This window comes from Methanocalculus sp. (genome assembly GCF_029762515.1).
Lineage (GTDB): Archaea > Halobacteriota > Methanomicrobia > Methanomicrobiales > Methanocorpusculaceae > Methanocalculus.
Window position 1 is genome coordinate 1 of the sequence record NZ_JARVGN010000232.1, and the last position, 3,734, is coordinate 3,734.

Annotated in this window: 4 protein-coding genes; all 4 read left to right on the forward strand. The window is 53.9% G+C overall.

Going from position 1 to position 3,734, the window contains the following annotated elements:
• The first annotated feature begins 104 nt into the window (after positions 1-104).
• From QCH34_RS08630 to QCH34_RS08645, 4 genes are read left to right on the forward strand one after another with little or no spacing between them, the layout of a single operon-like run.
• Positions 105-980 carry an SAM-dependent methyltransferase gene (locus QCH34_RS08630; protein WP_300332905.1) on the forward strand — a complete coding sequence of 292 codons (876 nt, stop codon included), beginning with the start codon at positions 105-107 and terminating at the stop codon, positions 978-980.
• The gene (gene coaBC, locus QCH34_RS08635) at positions 977-2,101 is read left to right on the forward strand and encodes a bifunctional phosphopantothenoylcysteine decarboxylase/phosphopantothenate--cysteine ligase CoaBC (RefSeq protein ID WP_300332908.1); all 1,125 of its coding nucleotides are present in this window, start codon (positions 977-979) and stop codon (positions 2,099-2,101) included. The genes QCH34_RS08630 and coaBC overlap by 4 nt, the downstream gene beginning before the upstream one ends.
• Positions 2,086-2,931, forward strand: coding sequence for a GHMP kinase (locus tag QCH34_RS08640; protein ID WP_300332911.1), 846 nt, complete (start codon positions 2,086-2,088; stop codon positions 2,929-2,931). The genes coaBC and QCH34_RS08640 overlap by 16 nt, the downstream gene beginning before the upstream one ends.
• Positions 2,928-3,647 carry a 4-phosphopantoate--beta-alanine ligase gene (locus tag QCH34_RS08645; RefSeq protein WP_300332914.1) on the forward strand — a complete coding sequence of 240 codons (720 nt, stop codon included), beginning with the start codon at positions 2,928-2,930 and terminating at the stop codon, positions 3,645-3,647. Before QCH34_RS08640 ends, QCH34_RS08645 begins: the two co-directional genes overlap by 4 nt.
• The last annotated feature ends 87 nt before the right edge of the window (positions 3,648-3,734 follow it).

The following is a 3,734-nucleotide window of genomic DNA, read 5'->3' on the forward strand; positions in this document are numbered from 1 at the left end:
CATCTACCTCTTGAGATCCCATCTCCAAAGGGCTGCCATACGCAGGCAGGGGGAGCCGTCACCATCCTCCGCGATGGTGAGATGCTGGTTGTGGTTGGGTACTGATGCGTGCACGGATACTCTCTCCCGGGGATCTCCCTTCACTCTCCGGACTCTCCTGGGTTGACCCAAAAAAGCGGCCGTATCGGGACGGGGATCTTGTCTATGCCCCAGTCCTGGAAGGTGAGGCGTATGATACTGTTATCCCGGATAGAAAGAGGAGGGGGCGGGGATACCAGCGGCTTGGCGATACGATCGTATTCCATGGAAAACGGCCTTCAGCTGATGATATCGCCGATCTCAGATCCCGTGAAGATCCTTCATGTATTCTCTTTATTCCAGCGCATGCAGGATCACTCAGAATCCCCTCATACGAAGTGATTGCAGGCACTCCCCATGAGGTGCTTCATCGCGAATCCGGGATTGCATACCACCTTGATCCAACAAAAGTGATGTTCTCACAGGGAAACAGGGGAGAGAAGGAGAGGATACGATCTCTTATATCATCCTCAGGGAGAGAAGAGCGGATTGCAGATATGTTCGCTGGAATCGGGTATTTCACTCTGCCGGCGGCTGCTGGCGGCGGGTGTGTGCACGCGATGGAGATTAACCTGGATTCCTATGGATACCTCCTGAAAAATATCCGGGAGAATGATCTTATGCACCGGATTACTGCTGATTGCGGTGACTGCCGGGATCTCCTCTCCGGCAGGTATGATCGGGTGATCATGGGGCATTTTGATGCAGCAGGGTATCTGGAAACCGTGCTTCCACATGTCGGAAGTGGCAGTGTCATCCATCTCCACACACTGAAGCCCGATGAAACGATAATTCGAAATGTTCTATCCGAATCCGGATTCGGTGCCGACATAACTGTGCATAGAATAAAGAAATATGCCCCCAAAATATGGCATAGCGTAATGGATCTGGTGATTGGATGAGGCGGATACTGGAAGGGAAACTGATTGTACTTGCTGTCACCGGAAGCATCGCCGCAGTTGACTGTGTCCGTCTGGCTCATGAACTGCGGAGGAAAGGGGCTGATGTGCAGGCGGTTATGTCGGAAGCTGCTGCCGGAATCATCAGTCCTGAAGCCCTCACCTATGCAACCGGACGGGATACGATCACCACAATCACAGGGCATGTCGAGCATGTGATCTACTGTGGTGATGAACGACAGGCCGATCTCCTTCTGATTGCACCCTGCACGGCAAATACGATCGGAAAGATCGCCTGTGGAATCGATGATACGCCTGTAACCACCTTTGCAACCACTGCTCTTGGAAGCGGCCAGCCGATTGTTCTCTCTCCTGCGATGCACCATTCGATGTACCGCCACCCAGCGGTATGTAAGAATCTTGAGATCCTGAAAGGATATGGTATAGAAGTTATTCCTCCACTGATCGAAGAGGGGAAGGCAAAGATCGCCACTATCGACGAAATCGTCCTCCGCTCCGAGCGGGCGGTGCTTGGCAAGCCGCTTGCCGGAAAGAAAGTGCTGATCACAAGCGGTGCCTGCCGCGAGCCGCTTGATGATGTCCGTGTCCTGACCACCCGTTCTACCGGGTTGATGGGCCGTGAAATTGCCCTTGAAGCATTCAGGCTTGGCGCGGATGTCACCGTCATTCACTCAGGTATCTTTCCGGCTGTCCGGAATGTGACCGTGGAAACAGCTGGTGAGATGATGGCGGCGGTAAGGGCAGAAATTGACCTTGGGATTGATATCTACATCAGTGCGGCTGCGATCTCGGATTTTGCACCTGACCGGATTAGAGGCAAGATTCCATCCGGTAAAGAACAGGAGATCGCACTCCATCCTCTTCCCAAAATAATCGATCTCGCGCTATCAAATCCGGCTATCACGACAATCGGGTTTAAGCTGGGTGATGATGCCGCTGCTGAAGGACGCGAGCTTCTGAGGCGCGGGGCGTCACTGGTTGTTGCCAACCCCCCCTCGGTGATGGGCTCTACCACGGGATCATTTCTGATCATGGGAGATGGTCCTGATGTTTCTGTTTCAACAAAAGAGGAGGTTGCCTTCGAGCTATGCCGGCGTCTGTGAAAGCCTTCTCACCGGGCCATATATCCGGCTACTTCTCAAGGATTATGGGAGAGACGCCTGAAGATACCGGAAGCATCGGCGCCGGACTTGTCCTCAGCCAAGGAGTGACAGCTACCGTGGAGCGGTCAGGAGAGACGGAGGTTCTCGTTGTTGCAGATGGGGTGGAGACGATCGGATCCCCCTCGATTGAGGAAGCACTGGAGAGGATTGGGGTGCGTGCTCTGGTAAGGACAGAGTCCCTCCTTCCGATAGGCTCTGGCTTTGGACTCTCTGCCGCCTCCCTTCTGGCAACAATTATTGCAGCAGATGAACTTTTCTCTCTCTCAATGGGAATGCCGGAAATTGCCCGCCTTGCGCATGAGATTGAAGTTATGCATGGAAACGGACTTGGTGATGTGGCAGCAGAGCTTGGCGGAGGACTCGTCTGCCGTACAGCACCCGGTATAGGGGGAGTTGCACACAGACTTCCTGTTCATGACGAGCAGATTGCCATAATCAGCCTCTCCCCAATCTCCACACAGCAGGTGCTCTCTTCTCCAGAATCCATGAAACGGGTTGCCTTGGCATATCCCGGTAGATGTCCGGCAGATATCGATGATTTTTTCAAACTTTCACGGCAGTTTGCTGAGGCATCCGGCCTGATAACGCATCAGGTCCGTTCCATCCTCTCTGCCTGTGATGATGCGAATCTTCCTGCATCCATGACGATGCTGGGTGAGGGTGTCTTTGCTTTTGGGGAGGAATCAGAGGCAGTTCTTTCGCAGTTTGGAAAAGTGTATGTCACCTCCGTTGCAGATGAAGGACCAATAATTCTTGAGGTGAAGGGATGATCCCCAAAAACCATCCCCGATACAAGTCACTCATGGTCCGTGAATCTCTTGCTGCGGCTGCCCGGAGCGGTCTTGTCTCGCTTGAGGGTCTTGCGGCACATGGACGGGGTGAGGCATTTGACTACCTGATTGGTGAGCGGACGACTGCAAGTGCAGCTGAAGCAGAGCGTCTCGCCTCCCGGCTGATCCTCTCTGCAGTTCGTCCCGTCTTCTCGGTGAACGGGAACTGCGCCGCCCTTGCAGCAGAGGAGATAGCAGTGTTTCAGAAGAGGACAGGAGTGGCAGTTGAAGTGAATCTCTTTCACCGGACTGAGGAGAGGATGCAGCAGGTTGCAGATCACCTTGCCGCTCATGGTGTGGAGGTGCTGATGGGTGAATGCGAGCGGCTCGTCCCGCTTGCCCATGATCGCGGCCTCTGCCTGCCTGAGGGTATAGGATCTGCCGATCTCATTCTGGTTGCGCTTGAGGATGGAGACCGGTGCGAGGCGCTCCGGAAGATGGGAAGGGTAGTCATTGCAATCGACCTAAATCCGCTCTCACGAACCGCCCGGCTTGCCACACTTCCGATTATCGATGAACTGACCCGTGCACTCCCTGCGATCACAGAAGCCTGTGGAACTGAGATGGCTGGAGATCTACATACATTAGCGGCTTCGATCGATAACCAGAAATTCCTTGCAGATGCATTGAGAGAGATGAGAGAGAGGTTGGCCTGATGCTCTGGATAGAGAAGTATCGGCCGGACGGGCTCGATGAGATCCTTGGAGAGGAGCATATAAAACGCCAGCTGAAATATTTTGCCG